At 67.3% G+C, this 17765-nt stretch carries 16 protein-coding genes and 1 pseudogene; 8 read left to right on the forward strand and 9 right to left on the reverse strand.

Translation table 11 applies throughout. The annotated features are described in order from the left end of the window. Nucleotides 1-33: 33 nt before the first annotated feature. A complete protein-coding gene (locus tag GOALK_RS07180) occupies nucleotides 34-2718 on the forward strand; it encodes a helix-turn-helix transcriptional regulator (RefSeq protein ID WP_006358140.1) in 2685 nt (894 codons plus the stop codon). 55 nt (nucleotides 2719-2773) lie between these two features. Here GOALK_RS07180 and GOALK_RS07185 read toward each other — a convergent pair whose 3' ends face one another. From GOALK_RS07185 to GOALK_RS07200, 4 genes are read right to left on the reverse strand one after another with little or no spacing between them, the layout of a single operon-like run. Next, nucleotides 2774-3427, reverse strand: a complete 654-nt coding sequence (locus GOALK_RS07185) for a 3-oxoacid CoA-transferase subunit B (protein ID WP_006358141.1) — start codon at nucleotides 3425-3427, stop codon at nucleotides 2774-2776. Between the two features lie 9 nt (nucleotides 3428-3436). Then, on the reverse strand, nucleotides 3437-4219 hold the full coding sequence (locus GOALK_RS07190) for a CoA transferase subunit A (RefSeq protein WP_006358142.1): 783 nt from the start codon (nucleotides 4217-4219) through the stop codon (nucleotides 3437-3439). Then, the gene (pcaD, locus tag GOALK_RS07195; RefSeq protein ID WP_006358143.1) at nucleotides 4216-5001 is read right to left on the reverse strand and encodes a 3-oxoadipate enol-lactonase; all 786 of its coding nucleotides are present in this window, start codon (nucleotides 4999-5001) and stop codon (nucleotides 4216-4218) included. Before pcaD ends, GOALK_RS07190 begins: the two co-directional genes overlap by 4 nt. Next, nucleotides 4998-6233: an acetyl-CoA C-acetyltransferase gene (locus GOALK_RS07200; protein WP_006358144.1), complete on the reverse strand. Its 1236-nt coding sequence runs from the start codon at nucleotides 6231-6233 to the stop codon at nucleotides 4998-5000. Before GOALK_RS07200 ends, pcaD begins: the two co-directional genes overlap by 4 nt. A 90-nt stretch (nucleotides 6234-6323) precedes the next feature. On the opposite strand from GOALK_RS07200, the gene GOALK_RS07205 reads away from it, so the two are divergent. Next, the gene (locus tag GOALK_RS07205) at nucleotides 6324-7214 is read left to right on the forward strand and encodes a LysR substrate-binding domain-containing protein (RefSeq protein ID WP_006358145.1); all 891 of its coding nucleotides are present in this window, start codon (nucleotides 6324-6326) and stop codon (nucleotides 7212-7214) included. 91 nt (nucleotides 7215-7305) lie between these two features. Here the strand turns inward: GOALK_RS07205 and GOALK_RS07210 are convergent, their stop codons facing one another. Next, entirely contained in the window at nucleotides 7306-8082 is a 777-nt protein-coding gene (locus GOALK_RS07210; protein WP_006358146.1) for an enoyl-CoA hydratase, read from the reverse strand. A 30-nt stretch (nucleotides 8083-8112) separates the two neighbouring features. Further along, nucleotides 8113-9186: an enoyl-CoA hydratase/isomerase family protein gene (locus GOALK_RS07215; RefSeq protein WP_006358147.1), complete on the reverse strand. Its 1074-nt coding sequence runs from the start codon at nucleotides 9184-9186 to the stop codon at nucleotides 8113-8115. A gap of 106 nt (nucleotides 9187-9292) precedes the next feature. Here GOALK_RS07215 and GOALK_RS07220 point away from each other — a divergent pair, with 106 nt between their 5' ends. After that, nucleotides 9293-10165: a siderophore-interacting protein gene (locus GOALK_RS07220; protein WP_006358148.1), complete on the forward strand. Its 873-nt coding sequence runs from the start codon at nucleotides 9293-9295 to the stop codon at nucleotides 10163-10165. A 116-nt stretch (nucleotides 10166-10281) separates the two neighbouring features. On the opposite strand, the gene GOALK_RS07225 is transcribed toward GOALK_RS07220, so the two are convergent. The 3 genes from GOALK_RS07225 to GOALK_RS07235 are packed head-to-tail and all read right to left on the reverse strand — an operon-like array spanning nucleotide 10282 to nucleotide 12685. Next, nucleotides 10282-11112, reverse strand: coding sequence for an amino acid ABC transporter ATP-binding protein (locus tag GOALK_RS07225; RefSeq protein ID WP_006358149.1), 831 nt, complete (start codon nucleotides 11110-11112; stop codon nucleotides 10282-10284). Between the two features lie 49 nt (nucleotides 11113-11161). Continuing rightward, a complete protein-coding gene (locus tag GOALK_RS07230) occupies nucleotides 11162-11818 on the reverse strand; it encodes an amino acid ABC transporter permease (RefSeq protein ID WP_006358150.1) in 657 nt (218 codons plus the stop codon). Nucleotides 11819-11842: 24 nt separating this feature from the next. Next, complete coding sequence (locus GOALK_RS07235; RefSeq protein WP_006358151.1) at nucleotides 11843-12685, reverse strand: substrate-binding periplasmic protein; 843 nt, start codon at nucleotides 12683-12685, stop codon at nucleotides 11843-11845. A 346-nt stretch (nucleotides 12686-13031) separates the two neighbouring features. On the opposite strand from GOALK_RS07235, the gene GOALK_RS07240 reads away from it, so the two are divergent. The 5 genes and pseudogenes from GOALK_RS07240 to GOALK_RS07255 all read left to right on the forward strand — a co-directional run bounded on the left by GOALK_RS07240 (nucleotide 13032) and on the right by GOALK_RS07255 (nucleotide 17729). Beyond that, nucleotides 13032-14390 (forward strand): aminotransferase class III-fold pyridoxal phosphate-dependent enzyme, encoded by a 1359-nt coding sequence (locus GOALK_RS07240; RefSeq protein ID WP_006358152.1) that lies wholly within the window; start codon nucleotides 13032-13034, stop codon nucleotides 14388-14390. Nucleotides 14391-14452: 62 nt separating this feature from the next. Next, a pseudogene (locus GOALK_RS24485) lies at nucleotides 14453-15292 on the forward strand (amidohydrolase family protein); the annotation flags it as partial. After that, a complete protein-coding gene (locus tag GOALK_RS24490; protein ID WP_269320238.1) occupies nucleotides 15240-15866 on the forward strand; it encodes an amidohydrolase family protein in 627 nt (208 codons plus the stop codon). The pseudogene GOALK_RS24485 and the gene GOALK_RS24490, both read left to right, overlap by 53 nt. A 1-nt stretch (nucleotide 15867) precedes the next feature. Next, nucleotides 15868-16872, forward strand: a complete 1005-nt coding sequence (locus GOALK_RS07250; protein WP_006358154.1) for an LLM class flavin-dependent oxidoreductase — start codon at nucleotides 15868-15870, stop codon at nucleotides 16870-16872. Then, on the forward strand, nucleotides 16869-17729 hold the full coding sequence (locus tag GOALK_RS07255; RefSeq protein ID WP_006358155.1) for a carbon-nitrogen hydrolase family protein: 861 nt from the start codon (nucleotides 16869-16871) through the stop codon (nucleotides 17727-17729). The genes GOALK_RS07250 and GOALK_RS07255 overlap by 4 nt, the downstream gene beginning before the upstream one ends. Nucleotides 17730-17765: the final 36 nt, after the last annotated feature.

The raw sequence follows: 17765 nt of genomic DNA on the forward strand, positions 1-17765 counted from the left end.
CCACCGGCGTCCACGGTTACCTACCATGGAGCGATGATGGTCACTGCCGCATGTGTCGGGCGGGACCGCGAGATCGACGTGTTGTCGACGCGGCTCCGCACCGTATCCGGGGCGGAACTGATCGCCATCTCCGGGAATCCGGGTTGCGGCAAGTCGACCCTCCTCACCCACCTCGTCCAGTACCACCTGGCGTCCCCGGACGCCGGCACCACGTTGTGGGCACGGGTCTCGCCCTGGCAGGCCGCCACTCCGGGTTCGCTGATCCGTCAACTTCTCCAGGACCAGCAGGTCGAGCCGGATCGCGCCGGCGATCTCGTGGACGCCCTACTCGAGGCGACGGCGTCGGATGTCCCGGTGCTCGTGGCCGTCGACGACGCCGACCTCGCCGACGAAGAGTCGCTCCAAGCGTTGGTGACGCTGATCCGGGAGCACCGGACACGTCGCATCCTCGTCGTCGTGACGACAGCTCGGCCCGGTACCCGCCTCGCCGGACAGGCCTTCGACGAGCTGCGACTCGAGGGGGTCGATGCACAGGGCACCGCGGATCTCGCCGGACAGCGCGGCATCGTGCTCCATCCCGCGATGCGGGCGGAACTGACCCGGCACACGTCGGGCAATCCACGAGACATCGTGGCCCTGCTCGACGAGGTACCGGCCGGGACCTGGGCACGCAGTGACGCCCAACTCCCGGCCCCCGCACACGTCGTCCGTGCGGTGCGCGAGCGACTCCCGGAGTCTGGCACGCCCGCCGGCGCGCTCATCGAGGCGCTCGCGATACTCGATGTCGCCGAACCACTCTCGACCGCCCTGGCCCTCGCCGGCGTCGAGGACCCGCTGGCGGCGATCGACGACGCGCGACGCACCGGACTGGTCACCTCCGACGGAGCGCTGACGCCCGCCGAGGTGCAGCCCCGGATCGTCACCCCCCTGGTGCGCGCCGCGATCCTCGAGGTCCTGGGGATGAAGGCCGTGGGCGCTGCGCACCGACGGGCGGCCGACGTGGTCGTCGATCCGGCGCGCCGGCTCCATCACCGGGTGGCCGCCACCCCGACCGCCGATGCCGGTCTCGCCGACGACCTGGCCGATCTCGCCCGCATGCGCGGTGCCGACGGCGCATGGGCGGAGGCCGCCGGTCTCTACCGCCAGTCGGGCCGGCTCACGCCCGATCCGCTCGAGCGCGACACCCGAGTGACCCTCGCGGTCGATTCGCTTCTCGCCGCGGGCGATTGCACCGGTGCCGGCGCCTTGGTCCCGACGGTGGAGAGCTTGCGCGAGACACCGCTGCGCAATGCGACGCTGGCGTACCTGGCCATCCTGCGGGGACGCTCGGCGGAAGCGCAGCTGCGCCTCGACCGCGCCTGGGACATCGTCAACGTCGATCGTGAACCCGACGTGGCCGCCCTGATCGCCCAGCGCCACGTGCTGCACAACCTCGTACGGTGCCAGGGCGCCGAGTTGGTGACCTGGGCCGATCGGGCGATCACGATGGCCGGGAGCGGGTCGGCGGCCCGCGTGGAGGCCGCGGTCATCCGTGGGCTCGGATTGGCGTGGTCGGGGCATCCCGACGCCGCCCGCGCCGAGTACGATTCGGTCTCCGAACAGATCCGGTACGGCGCGCAGGCGCAGCGCGCGATCATGGGTCGCGGGTGGTTGCAGCTGGGACTCGACGAGATCGACGCCGCCCGAACCAATCTCGAGACCGCCGTGTCGATGGCACAGTTGGGCGGTTCCACGCGGATCTCGATGTGGGCGGTGGCCTGGCTGGCACGGGTGCAGTTCCTCACCGGCGACTGGGACGAGGCCATGCGCAACGTGGAAGCCGGCCATGGGCTGGCACGTTCCAGTGGCATCGCGCTGACGACGCCGCTGCTGAACTGGACGGCGAGCCAGATCCATTCGCTGCGGGGCAACTGGGAGGCAGCTCACCGCAGTGTCGCCGAGAACACCACCTCTGCGGGCGATTACGAGATCATGCGCATCCCGGACATGCTGGCACGTGCTCAGCTCGCCGAGGCCGCGGCGGATTACGGAAAGGTCCGGCGCATCCTCGCACCGCTGAGAACAATGTCCGAGAGCGTCCCCGCGCTGTCCGAACCCGGCCTGTGGCCCTGGGTGGACGTACTGGGGAATGCCCTTGTCCTGGAGGGTCAATACGACGCGGCCGACGACCTGCTCCGGGACTACGAGAAACGGTCGGAGGAACGCGGGCACCGCTCGTCGGCCGCCCGGATGAAGTACGCGCGCGGACGGTTCCTCGGTGCCACCGGCGACATACACGGTGCGCGTCGAACTTTCGAGGATGGCATCCAACTCCTCGACGGCCTCGGGCTCCGCTACGACCAGGCGCGGGTCAATTTCGCGTACGGCCAGACGTTGCGACGGGCAGGCAAACGACGCGCCGCCGACGCCGTCATCGGGACCGCCCGCGATCTGTACGTCTCGCTGGGCGCGACGACCTACGTGGAGCGCTGCGACCGCGAGTTGAAGGCCGGCGGCCTGGCGGTCTCACGCGTCGAGAATGCCCACGCCGCGAAAGACGTCGCCGAGCTCACCCCGCAGGAGGAGGCGGTGACCACGCTCGTGGCGCGTGGGCTCTCCAACCGTGAGGTGGCTGCCGAACTGTTCATCTCGCCCAAGACCGTGCAGTACCACCTGACCCGGATCTACGCGAAGCTCGGACTGCGGTCACGGTCGGAGCTGGCGGCCTCGCGCCGTTGAGAGACCGCCATCTCCGACCTCGATCGCAGGTTCGGTCGACCGCTGCGTACCTGCCTCAGACCGCGGCGTGCACCGCGGTGCGATCGGTGACCGGGGCACCGGTCTTCTCGACGACCGTGGCGAAGTCGACACCGGGAGCCAGTTCCACGACCTCGAAACCCGTTCCGGCGACGTCGAACACGCCCAGGTCGGTGATGACGCGGCTCACCACGCTCCGGCCGGTCAGCGGCAGGGCGCAGTGCTCGAGCAGCTTCGGCTCCCCCTTCTTGGTGACGTGCTCCATCAGCACGATCACCTTGCCGGCCCCGTTGACGAGGTCCATGGCGCCGCCGATCCCCTTCACGAGCGCGCCGGGCACCATCCAGTTGGCGAGGTCACCGTTCATCGCCACCTGCATCCCACCGAGGACGGCCACGTCGACGTGCCCGCCTCGGATCATCGCGAAACTGGTGGCGGAGTCGAAATACGATGCGCCGGGCAGCACCGACACGGTCTGCTTGCCCGCGTTGATCAGGTCGGGATCGACCTCGTCGTCGTACGGGAAGGGGCCGACCCCGAGGATTCCGTTCTCCGCGTGCAGGAAGATACCCGAGTCGTCGGGCATGTGGTCGGGGATCAGCGTCGGCAGCCCGATTCCCAGGTTGACGTAGTCACCGCGGGTGAGCTCTTTCGCCGCGCGGGCAGCCATCTCGTTCCGTGTCCAGGTCATGGTGGTCTCCTATACGGTCGCAGCGGTCGGGCGCTCGCGGATGGTGCGCTTCTCGATTCCCTTGCGCGAGGCCTCTTCCGGTGTCAGTTCGACGATGCGCTTGACGAAGATGCCGGGCAGGTGGATCTCGTCGGGCCCGAGTTCGCCCACTTCGACGACCTTCTCCGCCTCGACGATCGTCGTGCGACCCGACATGGCCGCGGGAGGGTTGAAATTACGTGCGGCAGCGTGGAATCGGCAGTTCCCGGCCGTGTCGACGACGGCGGCGCGCACCAGGGCGTAGTCGGTGACGATGGCTTCCTCGAGGACCATCGGCTTGCCGTTGAAGGTCCGGACCTCCTTGGGCGGGGAGGCCTCGGCGATGGTGCCGTCGGCGTTGTACCGCCAGGGCAGACCGCCTTCTTCGACGAGTGTTCCCACCCCGGTCGGGGTGAAGAACGCACCGATCCCGCTGCCGCCTGCGCGCATACGTTCGGCCAGGGTGCCCTGCGGGGTGAGTTCGACGGTGACCTCGCCGGCGAGGAACTGCCTGCCGAACTCCTTGTTCTCGCCGATGTAGGAGGCGATCACCTTGTCGATGCGACGCGCTTCCAGCAACAGACCGAGACCCGCACCGTCGACGCCACAGTTGTTGGACACGATGGTCAGGTTCTTCGCGCCCTGCTCGAGGAGGGCGTCGATGAGGAAGCCGGGGATACCGGCGAGACCGAAACCGCCGACGGCGAGGCTGGCGCCGTCGGGGATGTCGGCGACGGCCTCCGCGGCCGACGCGGCGCGCTTGTCGTAACTCATTGCTGCTCCAGATGTTCGGTGAGTGCGGGATTGATGATGTCGGGCTGCTGGGCGTTGGCCAGGTGCGCCGAGTCGGGCACGACGAGCAGTCGCCCCTGCTGGACGTTGTCGGCGATCTCCTGCAGCTTCGACGGCGGAGTGGCCGGGTCGTCGACGCCGGCGACGGCCAGCGTCGGTGCGGCGATGGACGGCAGGTCGTCCCGCAGATCCATTGCGGCGATCACCTCACAGCATGCCGCGTAACCCTCGGCCGGGGTCGCGGCCACCATGTCCTCGTGGAACTTCCGTGAACTGCCGTAGGTACTCAGGTACTCCGGGGTGAACCAGCGCTGGACGACGGATTCGGCAACGGCCTTGGTACCGTTCGCCCGCACCGCGGCGGCCCGGTCGAGCCACGCATCTCGCGGCGGGAGCTGTGCGCCCGTGCAGAGTACGGCCAGCCGGTCGACCCGCTCGGGATTCCGGGCGGCGACGCGCATCATGGTCATGCCGCCGAGCGAGAGGCCGACGAGATGCGCACGGTCGATGTCGAGGCGGTCGAGTAGTGCGATGACGTCGTCGGCGAGATCGTCGATCGTGTACGGCCCCTGCGGGACCGGGGACTGCCCGTGGCCGCGGGTGTCGTAGCGGACGACCCGGAACCGCTCCTCGAGTGCGGACAGCTGTGCGTCCCACATGCGATGTGTCGATCCGAGCGAGTTCGACAGCACGACCGCGGGACCGTCGGCGCGTCCGGAGACGACGGCGTGTACCTGCACCGGGGCGGAGGCGCGGGCGCTCATCGGGTGGCCTCGAAGATCGCGGCGAGACCCTGACCGCCGCCGATGCACATGGTCTCCAGGACGTATCGCGCCTCACGACGGCGCGCCTCGTGGGCTGCGGTCGCGAGGATGCGGGCGCCGGTCGCGCCGATCGGATGACCCAGGGAGATACCGGAACCGTTGGGGTTCAGTCGTTCGTCACCGGGGTCGATCTTCCATTCGTCGAGGCAGGCCAGTACCTGTGCGGCGAACGCCTCGTTGAGTTCGATCAGGTCGATCTCGTCGAGGGTGAGGCCGGCACGGTCGAGGGCGGCTGCCGTCGCGCTCACCGGACCGACGCCCATCGTCTCGGGTTGGCAGCCGGTCCCGGCCCAGGAACGCAGGGCGAGAAGGGGTTCCAGTCCACGACGGGCCGCTTCCGCACGGGTGGTCACCACGCACATGGCGGCGCCGTCGTTCTGTCCGGACGCGTTGCCCGCGGTGACCGTGGCGTCCGCGTCGACCTTGAGACGGATGGGACGCAGCTTGCCGAGCGAGTCCGCGGTGGCATCGGCACGCGGATGCTCATCCCGATCGACGACGGTGTCGGGTTTCCCCCGGCGGCCGGGGATGGTGACCGGGACGAGTTCGTCGTCGAACCGGCCCGCCTCGTGAGCCGCGACGGCACGGTGATGCGACCGGGCGGCGTACTCGTCCTGATCGGCGCGGGAGATCCCGTACTCCGAGCGGAGATTCTCGGCGGTCTCGATCATCCCGCCGGGTACCGGATGGGATTCACCGCCGGCGGTGAGTCGACCTCGGTCGAGGCGATCCATCAGCTCGACGCCGCCCTGCTTGATCCCGGAACGGAGCCCGAGCGCGTAGTGCTCGACGTTCGACATCGACTCGGCTCCACCGGCGACCACGAGTCGCGCACCGCCGGTCGCCACCGACGACGCCGCCGTGAGCACTGCCTGCAGGCCCGATCCGCATCGGCGGTCGATCTGCATACCCGGGACACCGACACCCAGCCCCGCGTCGAGTGCGGCGATCCGGCCGAGCGCAGGGGATTCCCCGCTCGCGTACCCCTGGCCCAGGATGACGTCGTCGATGTCGCCCTCGCCGAGCCCGGTCCGCGCGGTCAGCTCCTTGAGCAGATCGGTGGCGAGGCGCGTGACCGGCACGGACGACAGTGCGCCACCCATACGACCCACCGGGGTGCGCAGGGGTGAACAGATGACGATGTCGGTGTCCGGGGTACTCGAAGTTGCCATGCGTCCAGCGTAGAGACCTGCGGCTATATGGAGAAGTATCCATTTGCCGGTTTTTGATATCTCAGGAATATCAATCGGTACGATGAGCACATGGAGCTACGCCACCTGCGCTACTTCCGCGCGGTCGCCGAGGAGTTGCACTTCGGTCGGGCGGCACAGCGGCTGCACATCGCCCAGCCGCCGCTCTCCCAGCAGATCAAACAGCTCGAGGACGAACTCGGCGTGGCCCTGCTCGTCCGTTCCACACGGCGCGTCGAGCTGACCGCCGCAGGCCAGGACTATCTGCGTCAGGTCGAGGCGATCCTCGACTCGGTCGACGCCGCCGCCCGTCGCGCGCAGCGCATCGCCGACGGCCGGCAGGGCAATCTCGCGATCGGCTGCGTAGGTTCGGCGACCTACTCCCTGCTCCCCCAGTTCGTGCGCGCGCTGCGTGAGGTGTTGCCCGACGTGGACGTGAGCGTCCGGGGCGAGATGCTGGCATCGGAACAGCTGGCGGCTCTGGCGTCGGGCGACATCGACCTCGCCCTGTTGCGCATGCCGGTGGAGACCCCGGGCCTCCACGTCGAATCGATCCGACGGGACCGGCTGATCGTCGCTCTGCCCGCCGATCATCCGCTCGCCGACACCCCCGAGGACGAGGCGGTGGAGATCGGCCGGCTCCGCGGCGAGGACTTCATCTCACACGTCGGCGGGGGGCGGTCGGTGCTCGCCGGGGTGCTGGCGGCCGCGTCCGAGCGCGCGGGTTTCGTGCCGCGCATCCGACACGAGGTCGAGGAGACGTCGACGCTCGTGACTCTGGTCGCGGCCGGACTCGGAGTGGCGATCGTGCCCGAACCGACCTCGGCGCTCGGCGTGGCCGGCGTCGTCTACCGGCCCCTGTCCGCACCGATCGACCAGGTGGCTCTGGCGGCCGCCTACGCGGCGGCTCGTCGAACCCCGCTCATCGAACGGGCGGTGGCGGTGTTGCGCACGCTCTCCTGAACGCCGCAATCCCACCCTTTTTCCGTATTCCCGCCGTGCGCGACGGGGGTGGGAATACCGAAAAAGGGTGGGATTGCTGGTGTTTCAGGGATCAGCGGTGCGTGAAGTTCGGGTCCCGCTTCTCGACGAAGGCGGCCATGCCCTCGGTCTGGTCGTCGGTGGCGAAGGTCGAGTAGAAGAGGCCCCGCTCGGCGCGGACGCCCTCGGTCAGGCCCGACTCGAAGGCGCGGTTGACGGCTTCCTTGGCGAGGGCCGACGCGATGAGCGACTTGGAGGCGATGACCTCGGCGATCTCGATGGCCTTGGCGAGGGCTTCTTCCTTGGGGAAGACGCGCGACACGAGGCCCGCACGCTCGGCCTCGTCGACCTTCATGTTGCGGCCGGTGAGGATCATGTCCATCGCCTTGGCCTTGCCGACGGCGCGGGTGAGGCGCTGCGAGCCACCGATGCCCGGGATGACGCCGAGGTTGATCTCCGGCTGACCGAAGACGGCGTTGTCGCCGGCGATGATGAAGTCACAGAGCATGGCGAGTTCGCAGCCGCCGCCGAGGGCGTAGCCGGTGACCGCGGCGACGATCGGGGTGCGGGTGCGTGCCAGCTCGTCCCAGGCGCCGAAGAACTGCTGGTTCGCGACCTCGGCGTAGGTCTTGGTGGACATCTCCTTGATGTCCGCGCCGGCGGCGAACGCCTTCTCGGAACCGGTGATGACGATGGCACCGATGGCCTCGTCGACGTCGAATTCCTTGACGACGCCGACCACTTCGTTCATGAGCTCGGAGTTGAGGGCGTTGAGCGCCTTCGGGCGGTTGAGGGTGATGATGCCGACCCGGCCGCGGCGTTCGACGAGGATGGTCTGGTATTCGGTCACGTGCTTCCTTCTTCCGGTTGAGGTGGTCGGTCAGGCAGAGAACGTCAGGTCGTGCGGCAGCGGCGCGAAGAACGCGTCGACGTCCGCCTCCGAGAATTCTGCCCAACTCGGGTTGCGGTCCTTGTCGATGACCTGTGCGCGGATGCCCTCGGCCATGTCGGGATGCAGGAGGCACCGGAGGGAGACGCGGTATTCGCGGACCAGGGTGTCCTCGAGGGTCGCGTCGTTCGCGGCCTCGCGCAGCGACCGCAGCGTGACCGCGAGCGCAGTGGGGCTCTTGGCCGCGATGGTGTCGGCAGTCTTGGTCGCCGCCTCCGTACCGACCACGTGGCAACGCTCGATGATCCCCGAGATGGTCTCGGCGGCAAAGGCTTCGGAGATCCACCCACGCTGGGCGGCGAGCTCGGACTCGGGAGCCTCGGTGGCGTACTCAGCGATCGCGGCGTCGACGCCGGAGGCCCCGATGGCCTCGATGAACGCGGGCAGCGACTCGGAGGGGACGAAGTGGTCGGCGAGCCCCATCGCGATCGCGTCGGCACCACGGAGGTGGGCCGCGGTGAGGCCGGCATACAGGCCGAGTCCGTCCGGAACACGCGAGAGCAGGTGCGTACCACCGACATCGGGGACGAAGCCGATGCCGACCTCGGGCATGGCCAGACGGGTCCGGTCGGTCACAATGCGCACGTTGCCGTGTGCGGAGACGCCGACACCGCCGCCCATCACGATGCCGTCCATGATCGCGACGTAACTCTTGGGGTAGCTCGAGATCGCCGCGTTCAAGCGGTACTCGTCGAACCAGAACCTCGCCGACGGCGAGTTCTCGGCGTCGATGTCGGTTGAGTCGGGATTGCCGCTGAGCGCCGAGGCGTCGCGGTGGATCGCGACGATGTCGCCGCCCGCGCACAGTCCACGCTCGCCGGCGCCGTAGAGAACGACGGCCGCGACCGAGTCGTCACCGGCCCATTCGTCGAGTCGCTCCGCGATCTCGGTGGCCATCTCGTGATCGATCGCATTGATCGACTTCGGACGGTTGAGGATCAGCGACCGCGCCGACCCGTTCTCCTCCGTCAGGACAGACGGGACCAGCACTGATTGTTCCGACACGATCGAAACTCCTCTCCACACCGACAGGCCTCCACAGATGGTTGCATATCCTAGTAACAGAGGCCAGACCCCGGGTGTTCGGCGGTAGTGAGGTTAGGGTGGCCTCATGGGCTACTCGAGAGCACGCGTCCGCGGGGTCGACGACCTGACGCCCAACCTGCGACGTCTGACGTTCGACGTCGATGACCTGGCCGGCCTGGGACTGCCCGGCGTCGCCGACGAGGCGGTGGGTATCTACTTCCCTTTCGAGTCGCAGCGCTCGACGCCGGACATGGAATGCCGGGACGGAGTCTGGGCCTACTACGAGACCGTTCCCGCGCCGGATGGGCGCAACTACTCGATCCGCGCCGCTGACCCGGTGGCGGGAACCGTCGTCGTCGATTTCGTCATCCACGCCGCAGGGCCGGCGACCACCTGGGCCCAGCGCACCGAACCCGGCCACGACGTCGTCATGACGCACGCCCGCAGCTGGTTCACTCCGCCGGTCCAGACCAGCCGACTCGTGCTGGCCGCCGACCTCGCCGGACTCCCCGCGCTCGCGCGGATCGTCGAAGAACTCCCGTCGACCGACGGCCTGACCGTGGTGGCCGAGGTGCCGTCGCCGACCGACCTCGCCTACCTACCCGACCGCGAGGTCGAGATGGTCACGCTGATCGGCGGCAACGGACGGACGCCGAGCCGGTTGGCCGAGACAGTCGCAACCCTGGACCTCCCGGACACCGCCGGATACTGCTGGTTCGCCGGGGAGGCCTCGGAGTCACGAGCGGTCCGCAAGCACCTGCGCAGCGAGCTGCGGTGGGGTCGGGAGTCCTACGACGTGATCGGCTACTGGCGACAGGACAGCGAACGCTGGACCCGACGCTATTCCGAACGCAGCACCGAACTGTTCGCGGTGTACCGGCAGGCACTCGCCGACGGCAAGACCGAGAAAGAAGCATCCGAGGAGTTCGACGAGGCGCTCGAGCGCGTCGGACTCTAGCGCGGAACCGCCACGCTCGGCGTGGTCGTCGTAGGAGTTGTGCTGGCGGCGTTCACCATTCGCTTCGACGACCGACACCACCTGGCGATGTCCGACCGCGCGAACGAGGCAGCCGTCTAACGCTGTTCGGACGGGCCCTCGTCCTGGTCCTGGTCCTGGTCCTGGGCGATCGCCACACCGACCGGATCGACGACTGCGTTGACGAATCGGGCCAGTCGCGCGGTGGGCGGCTTGGCGATGAGCTCCGGGCCGCCCTGGGCGACGATCTGCCCCTGTTCCATGAAGACGACCCGATCGGAGACCTGCTCGGCGAATCCCATTTCGTGCGTCACGCTGATCATCGTGAGCCCCTTCGTGGCAAGCCTTTTCATGACCAGCAGAATCTCGGCCTTCATCTCCGGATCGACCGCTGAGGTGACCTCGTCGAAAAGGACCACGCGCGGTTGCATGGCGAGCGTCCGCGCCATGGCCACACGTTGCTTCTGCCCACCGGAGAGCTGGCCGGGGTAGGCGTCGATTCGGTCCCCGAGGCCGACCTCCTCCAGCAGTTCGATCGCTCGGGCACGTACCTCCGCCCGCGGCTGTCCCAGCGACTTCACCGGCGAGTCCATGACGTTCTCGATCACACTCATGTGCGGAAAGAGGTTGAAGGACTGGAATACCATGCCCACATCGCGACGCAACTCGCGGAGCTCGCGTCCGCGGAGGTGCTTCTGCCGTCCCTTCGCATCCGGTCCGGAGACACGTTTGCCCAGGATGTCGATGGCCCCCGCACTCGGCGTCTCGAGCAGGTTCAGGCAACGGAGCAGAGTTGTCTTCGCCGCGCCCGACGGCCCGATCAGGGCGACCACCTCGCCCTGGTTCACGGTGAGATCGACGCCGTGGAGGATCTCGCGGTCTCCGTAACTCTTACGGAGACCGGAGATCTCGATGATGGGTGTAGTCATGCCAGGACTCCTTCGGCTCGCATGATTCCGGTGCTCGTGACCACCGTGCTCATGACTTCAGTGCGAACGCACGCTCGAACAGGAACTGCAACAACACCAGCACCGTGTTCAGCAGCAGGTAGATGATCGCGACGATCGTCAGGATCTCCAGCGGCTGAAAGGTGGTGCTGATCAACCTGTTCGCGGTTCCGGTGATCTCGGCGACCGTGATGGTGCTCGCGAGTGACGTCGCCTTGAGCGCGGTGATGGCGTTGCTGAAATAGGGCGGGATGCTGACCCGGAAGGCCTGGGGTGCGATGACCCGCCACATGTAGTGCGTCGGAGTCATCGCCAGGGCCTGCGCGGCCTCCCATTGTCCGCGGTCGACCGCGGACAACCCACTGCGGAAGATCTCCGCGGTGTAGGCCGCGGCGGTCAGGCCGAGGCCCAGGATTCCCGCGGCCATCGGCGTCAGCGCCACACCGAGTGCCGGCAGTCCGAAGTACGTGAAGAACAGGATCACCAGCGGCGGAAGGCCACGGAAGACCCAGGTGAAGGCGATGGATACGGCGCGCACCGGCCATACCGGGGTGGTGCGCATCAAGGCGAGCAGTGCGCCGCCGACCGTACCGATCGCCATGCTCCCGAGGAACAGCCAGATGGTCGCCCACAGGCTGTCCAGGAGCGCACCGAGGTACTCACCCCATACCTGTGCGTCGAATGTCATGTCGTCACCAACCCGGTCCGCGGACTACCGGTCCGACTTGGTGGGCGCGAGCGGGAACGGATCGGCCGCATCCAGTGACGTCGGGGTCGGGAGTGCCTGACCGAACCACTCCTCCTGCAGCGATCCGATGGTCCCGTCGGAGTACATCTCGGTCAGGGCCTTGTTGACGCGGTCGAGCAGATCGGTGTTGCCCTTCTTGGTGGTCGCGGCCACGATCGAGGGGTTGACCGAATCGCCGACCGGGGCGACGCCGTCGGCCGGGTTCTTCTGGGCGTAGTACAGCGCGTTGATGGTGTCGTAGACGATCGCGTCGATGCGACCGTTCTTCAGGTCCAGGATCGCCTGCGACGGTCCCGCGTACGCGACGAGATCGGAGTAGCCGAGGTCGGCCTTGTTCGCCAGCGCCCATTGCTGCTGGACACTGCCGTCGACGGCGCCGATCCGCACGCCGGCCAGCGAGGAGTCGAGACCGGTGATCTTCGCCTTGTCGGCGGACCGGATCATCGCCACCGATCCGCTGGACGCGACCGGGTGGGTGTAGTCGAGTTGCTTCGCCCGCTCCTCGGTGAACACCACCGAACCGTCGGACATGTCGTAGCGACCGGTGGTGACACCCTGCAGCAGGGACTTGTAGTCGACCTTCTCGAACTTGACCGTGGCGCCCATGCGCTCACCCATCTCCTCCGCGATGTCGATCGCGTAGCCGGTCAGGTCCCCGGAGGTCTCGACCATGGTGAACGGCGCGTAGTTGGCCGACGTCGCCACGGTCACCACGTCATCGTTGCCCTCGTCGGTCGCCGCGCAGGCACTGAGCGCCAGAACGCCTCCGAAGACGGTCACCAGGGCACGGAAAGGCAGCTTTCTCATCGCGTTGTCCTTCTGTCGAAAGGGATCGCCCCGGGGTCACCGGGACGAGAGAGGGAACAGCCGAAGAAGACCACCTCAGGTTCGGTTCACTGAGCGTGATCTCGGTTCGGTGAATGAGTCAACGTTCCGGTCGTTTAGCGGAGGTTGCCCGAATGTGAACACTGGGTTTCGAGCCAGTCGCAGCAGGTCAGAGCATCCGCAGAAGTAATTGCGCGGCAGTGATGTTCACTCCGAACGGAATGGAAACGGCTGTGTAACAAGGCCGAAACCGAGCCAGGCGAAGCTGCTCACATCCCACTGAGACACCGGTTCACTGGATGAACCAAATCCCACTTTGGAGGAACCCATGACGAGCAACGGCACGCTCACGCCCTCGACGGAGAAAGGAACGGACTGGATCGCCCGCGCCCACCGCGACCACGTGCTCACCTCGTGGTCGAAGCAGTCGGGCCCGGACCCGATCACCGTCGTCGACGCCGCCGGCTGTTGGTTCGTCGACAGCAACGGCAACAGGTACCTCGACTTCCTGTCACAGCTCGTGAATCTCAATCTCGGGCACCAACATCCGCGGCTGGTCGAGGCGATCACCGAGCAGGCCCGCAAGTCCTGCTTCATCGGACCCACATTCGCCAACGAGGCGCGCAGCCGGCTGGCTCTCGAACTCGACGCACTCACCCCCGGGAACCTCACCTCAAGCTTCTTCACCACGGGCGGCGCCGCGGCCAACGAAGCCGCCATCGCCATCGCCCGTGCGGTGACCGGCCGGCACAAGGTCGTGGCCCGATACCGCTCGTACCACGGTGCCAGTGCCGGAGCGATGACACTGACCGGCGATTCGCGACGCTGGGGGTTGGAACCCCTGACCACGCCGGGTGTCGTGCGCATGCTCGATCCTTATGTACCGGGTGGGGGAAACGTGGACGACCCCCGCTACTCCGCTGCTCATCTCGAAGAGGTCCTCCAGTACGAGAACCCCGGCAGCGTCGCTGCGGTGATCATGGAGACCGTCACCGGCACAAACGGGCCCATCGTTCCCCCGCCCGGTTACCTCAAATCCATTCGCGAGGTGTGCGATCGGCACGGGATCCTCTTGATCTGCGACGAGGTGATGGTCGGGTTCGGCCGACTCGGTACCTGGTTCGGCATCGAGCAGTTCGACGTCGTGCCCGACATCCTCACCACCGCCAAGGGCATCAACTCCGGCTACGTTCCGCTCGGTGCCACGATCGTGGGCGCACACATCCGTGACGTCCTCCGCGACATCGCCCTGCCGGCAGGACTCACCTACGCCGGTCATCCGCTCGCCTGCGGCAGCGCCGTCGCGTCCATCGAGATCATGAAATCCGAAGGCGTGGTGGAGAACGCGGCTACCCAGGGCGCGCGCCTGCAGCGTGGGCTGGAGGAGCTGACGCAACGCCATCCCAGCGTCGGCGGCATTCGGGGCCTCGGCCTGATGTGGGGTATCGATCTCGTCGGGGCCGACGGATCGCCGCTGATCCCGTTCAAGGGAACCCCCGAGCAGTCCGCCCCCGGCCTCGCCGTCGTGAAGGCTGCCAAGGAACGCGGTCTGTGGATCGGCCGCCAGGACAGCGTCATCCGACTCGCCCCGCCACTGATCATCACCGCGGACGAGATCGACCTCGCGCTGTCGATCCTCGACGAGGCACTCGTCCACGCCGACGAAGCCGTGGGAGTGGTTCGGTGACAGGGAGTCTCATCATCCGTGGCGGCCACGTGGTGACCGCTGCGGACACCTTCCGCGCCGACGTGCTGATCGCCGACGGCAAGATCGTCGCCTTGGGCACCGACGACGGGTGGACCGCAGATCGCGTCATCGATGCCGAGGGGCACTACATCCTGCCGGGTGGCATCGACACACACACACATTTCGAGCACCACAACCTCAAGGGCACCACCCGAACCGCGGACGACTTCAAGACCGGCAGCGCCGCGTCGGCGGCCGGCGGAACCACGACGTTCGTGGACTTCGTCCGCGGCCTCCCCGGCGAGAGCCTGATCGACGCCTTCCACCGTCGCCGGCAAGCCGCGGAACAAGGTTCGATGATCGATTTCGGTTTCCACCTGATGGTGCCGGCGACAGCGAACTCTGACGACTCGTTCGATCAGTTGCGGCACCTGACCGAGGAGTTCGGTGCCACCAGCTGGAAGTTCTTCATGGCCTACACCGGACTGATGGTGCCCGACGATGTGCTCATCCGCGGGTTCACCGAGGCCAGAGCACTCGGCGTCCTGCCCATGGTGCACGCCGAGAACGGTCACATGGTCAATGCTGCGGTCGAGGCGCTCGTCGAACAGGGCCTGACCGAGGAGCACCACCACATGCACGGCCATCCGGCCGCCGCCGAGCGCGAGGCGATCGTCCGAGCGGCGACCATCGCCGAGTGGGTGGACACACCGCTGTTCATCGTCCACGTGTCCTCGGCCGACGGCGTGAACGAGATCCAGGCCCTGCAGAATCGCGGACGCCCCGTGTTCGGCGAGACGTGCCCGCACTATCTCGTGACCGGGTACGAGGACTACTCACACGCGGATTATGAGGCGGCCAAGTACATCTGCTCGCCTCCCATCCGGGAGAGCAGGCACCAAGAGCCGCTGTGGAACGCCCTGGCCACCGGAGTCCTGGGATCGGTCGGCACCGATCACGCGACCTACACGATGGACCAGCCCGAGGACCTGCCTCCGCAGAAACCACAGGGGCGCGGCTACTTCCCGAACGTGCCGCCGGGAGTCCCGGGGGGCCGAGGAACGCCTCATGGTTCTCTACGAACAGGGGGTCGCGCGAGGACGTTTCGACCTGAACCGATTCGTCGACATGACGTCGACCAACCCGGCCAAAACGTTCGGTCTCTACCCCCGCAAGGGCACCATCGCGCCCGGTTCCGATGCCGACGTGGTCATCTGGGATCCGCAGGCCGAGCACACCATCTCGGCCGACCGACACCGGTCCCGGGCCGGATACACCCTCTACGAGGGCATGTCGGTCAGCGGAGCTCCGCGCCAAGTCTTCTCGCGCGGAGAGCAGATCGTCCGCGACGGCGAACTGGTGGAGATGTACGGGCACGGTCGCTACCAATCGCGGACGTCGCTGAGCGAACGAGCACCGATTCCTCTCCCCGCCAACCGATCCGAATCATTCCGACCCATCGACTGTGAGGTGTGATGTGACCATTCCCCTTGGAGTTCACCTCGGTGAACGTTTCACTCTGGACGAGACGAAGGCCATCGCCGACGTCGCCGACGAAGCAGGCTTCGACAGCCTGTGGGTGGCCGAAGGCCGCTTGACCCGGGACGCGATCAGCATCATGTCCCTGCTCGCCGACCGCACCCATCAGGTCCGGATCGGTTCGGGTGTCATCAACAACAAGACCCGCAATCCGGCGCTCACTGCGGTCACGTTCAAGACGCTCGACGAGATCGCGCCCGGCCGAATCATTCTCGGCGTCGGCGCCTGGTGGGAGCCGATCGCTTCGAAGGTCGGTGCCCCCATCCGCAAGCCGCTGGGCACGATGCGCGAGTTCATCTCGATCTGCCGGTCGCTCTTCGCCAACGAGGAGGTGACGCTCCAGGGCGAGCACTTCTCGATGGACAAGATCCGCTTCGACCGGATGTACGCCGAGAACCGGCCGGTCGACATTCCCATCTACACCGGTCCGGTCGGCCCGAAGATGCTCGAACTGTCCGGAGAGCTCGCCGACGGCGTCTACCTCGACTTCCTGATGCCGACGAGCTACACCCGAGAGGCGGTGAACGCGCTGCAGCGCGGACGCGAACGCAGCACGCTCACCAAGGATCTCGACATCACCCAGATCATCTGCTGCTCGATCGACGACACCAACCCCGAAGATGCCAAGGACGCGGTCAAGGCGTTCCTCACCATGTACCTGATGCAGCAGCCGCACATCGGTTCCCACTGCGGCGTCGAACCCGGACTCGTCGACCGCCTCAAGGAGATCGCGGGCTGGCCGGCACGTCCGGAAGACATCCGCAAGGCCATGCCGCTCGTCCCCGACGACCTCGTCCGTCGCGTCACCGCCTACGGCACCACCGCACAGACCGCCGACATGATCGACGAATACCGCGCGGCCGGGGTCCGAGTGCCCGTGATGTTCCCGCTTGGCGCCATCCCTGTTGACACTGTCCGTTCTCTCGCAAAGGTTTCCGCATGACCACCCCCGACAAGACCCGCACCGAAGAGACCACCCCCGGCATCGTCACCGCCGGCGTCCTGCAGCTCCGGCCGACCGCCGATCGGGAGGCCAACCTCGCCGTCGTCGCCGATCTGATCGACCAGGCGGCGGCCCGCGGGGTCAAGGTCCTGCAACTGCCGGAACTGTTCTCGGTCCCCTTCGTGGCGCCCATGCCCGTCGATCCCGACTACCTGGTCTACGGTGAGCCGCTCGACGGCCCCAGCAACACGATGGTGGCGGAGAAGTCGCGCGAGCACGGGATGACCATCGTGTCGTCCATCTTCGAGAAGACCGCGGCCGCCGGCGTCTACTACAACACCGCGACCGTCTTCGTCGGCGGTGAACGCCGCCTCGATTACCGCAAGTCGCATCTGCCGCTGTCGTTCAATTTCCCGGAGAAGTCGTACTTCCGTCCGGGTGACAAGTCACCCGAGGTCGTCGACGCCGACGGTATCCCGGTGTCGACGATCATCTGCTACGAACGGCACTTCCCCGAACTCGCCCGGACCGCAGCCGTACAGGGCGCCACCGTGCTCGGCATCCCGATCGCCTCCGGCAACGGGTACTCGCGTGAGACGTTCGACCTGGAGCTGAAGGCGCATGCGGTCTTCAACTGCATGTACGTGCTGGCGAGCAACCGCATCGGCGCCGAAGGACCCAAGGAGTACTTCGGCGGTAGCTCCATCTACGGCCCCGACGGGGAGACGGTGGCGACGGCCGAGGACAACGGTGGTGACGAGCTGGTGGTCGGTGACATCGACCTGGGTCAGCTCCCGGCCAAGCGAGCGTTCAGCCGTCCTTTCCTGCGCGATCGGCGGTTTGCCCTATACAAATGACACCTACGACTCCCGCTTCCCCTGCAATCACACCGA

Source organism: Gordonia alkanivorans NBRC 16433 (assembly GCF_000225505.1).
GTDB lineage: Bacteria > Actinomycetota > Actinomycetes > Mycobacteriales > Mycobacteriaceae > Gordonia > Gordonia alkanivorans.

Coding starts and splice junctions, on each gene's coding strand:
- GOALK_RS07180 (WP_006358140.1), top strand. CDS start 34: ATGATGGTCACTGCCGCATGTGTCGGGCGGGACCGCGAGATCGACGTG.
- GOALK_RS07235 (WP_006358151.1), bottom strand. CDS start 12,685: ATGAGAAAGCTGCCTTTCCGTGCCCTGGTGACCGTCTTCGGAGGCGTT.
- GOALK_RS07225 (WP_006358149.1), bottom strand. CDS start 11,112: ATGACTACACCCATCATCGAGATCTCCGGTCTCCGTAAGAGTTACGGA.
- GOALK_RS07240 (WP_006358152.1), top strand. CDS start 13,032: ATGACGAGCAACGGCACGCTCACGCCCTCGACGGAGAAAGGAACGGAC.
- pcaD (WP_006358143.1), bottom strand. CDS start 5,001: ATGAGCGCCCGCGCCTCCGCCCCGGTGCAGGTACACGCCGTCGTCTCC.
- GOALK_RS07185 (WP_006358141.1), bottom strand. CDS start 3,427: ATGACCTGGACACGGAACGAGATGGCTGCCCGCGCGGCGAAAGAGCTC.
- GOALK_RS07190 (WP_006358142.1), bottom strand. CDS start 4,219: ATGAGTTACGACAAGCGCGCCGCGTCGGCCGCGGAGGCCGTCGCCGAC.
- GOALK_RS24490 (WP_269320238.1), top strand. CDS start 15,240: ATGAGGCGGCCAAGTACATCTGCTCGCCTCCCATCCGGGAGAGCAGGC.
- GOALK_RS07205 (WP_006358145.1), top strand. CDS start 6,324: ATGGAGCTACGCCACCTGCGCTACTTCCGCGCGGTCGCCGAGGAGTTG.
- GOALK_RS07200 (WP_006358144.1), bottom strand. CDS start 6,233: ATGGCAACTTCGAGTACCCCGGACACCGACATCGTCATCTGTTCACCC.
- GOALK_RS07255 (WP_006358155.1), top strand. CDS start 16,869: ATGACCACCCCCGACAAGACCCGCACCGAAGAGACCACCCCCGGCATC.
- GOALK_RS07230 (WP_006358150.1), bottom strand. CDS start 11,818: ATGACATTCGACGCACAGGTATGGGGTGAGTACCTCGGTGCGCTCCTG.
- GOALK_RS07220 (WP_006358148.1), top strand. CDS start 9,293: ATGGGCTACTCGAGAGCACGCGTCCGCGGGGTCGACGACCTGACGCCC.